The following is a 1,092-nucleotide window of genomic DNA, read 5'->3' as shown; positions in this document are numbered from 1 at the left end:
CTTGTCTTAACTTGTTAAAGAACGTTTGCCTCAAACTCAGTAGAGCGGGCTAGGGCTGCGTATTCTACGCTTTCCTTAGTTGGCGTCAAGTGCTTTTTGAAAAAGATTTTTAATCGATTAAATCGAGTTTAAATCTACTACCAAACTTAGCGAACTTGTTGCCCTGACTGCTTCTGAGTTTTCCTTAAGAAGACTGCTGTGCCGTGTCAGTGGGAGCGCATTATAGGGATCTCAGCCCAGAGCACAAGGGCTTTTTTACAAAATCTTTGATTTATTTAATTACCACCACAAAAGCACAAGCTCCTAACCTATTACCCACAGAGTTATGCACAATCTAAGTCAATAACATCCAGGTAATAGAGTGCCAATCAAGCGTGCTAAATGGGTAATCCGCTGATATGAGTCTGTGCCTTAAACATTAATAACATCACTTTTGTCTATGATTTCCTTTGCGGCTTTTATCTTGGTGTTGCAACCCGCCGCTGAATAACTTCATTGCTCATTATCAAGCATGAGTTCCAGGAGTAGAGTTAACATCATAAAGTGCAGACATCTATTTTATGAGTAGGCTCTTTAGCTGGGGGGACAGTAAATAGTGAAAGGACATTTTACCGGGCGATGTTAAGGCTGGATATTCGTAGCAGCACAAATGTGTAGATAACCTCCTATGAGCGCAATTTAGGACAAACATGCAAAGAACTCACCTCTTGGCTTGGTTTTATCATATAGTTTCTTCAGAAGGTTCGTTTATGCGCATTGAATTTGAAACGTTGAGACTATGGATGTGCTAATGCAGGACGGTGCAACAGACTCATGGGGCTATGACTCAGAAGCTATTTAGAAGCTATTTACTAGGTTTCACATAGAAGTGGGCGCGCAGATCATATTGGTTATCGGTCCCCATACACGGGTTGTACGCCTTGTAGCAAAGTATCACGAGACTGAAGATTAAACGAAAAAAGCCCGTTGCGTGTGCAACGGGCTTTATCAACTCTCTTAAAGAGAAATTAGGCATCTGGAAATGACCTACTCTCACATGGGGAGACCCCACACTACCATCGGCGCTATTGCGTTTCACTTCTGAGTTCGAGA

At 42.2% G+C, this 1,092-nt stretch carries 1 protein-coding gene; it reads right to left on the bottom strand.

Annotated features, from left to right (window positions below):
• Positions 1-844: 844 nt before the first annotated feature.
• Positions 845-1,092 (bottom strand): hypothetical protein (locus Q1B47_RS21810; RefSeq protein WP_299798831.1); only part of this gene is annotated, 248 nt, incomplete at its 5' end.

It is taken from the genome of uncultured Shewanella sp., assembly GCF_947501225.1.
In the GTDB taxonomy this organism is placed as follows: domain Bacteria; phylum Pseudomonadota; class Gammaproteobacteria; order Enterobacterales; family Shewanellaceae; genus Shewanella.
The sequence above is the reverse complement of the archived record's forward strand: the minus strand, read 5'-3'. Positions and strand labels throughout refer to the sequence as shown.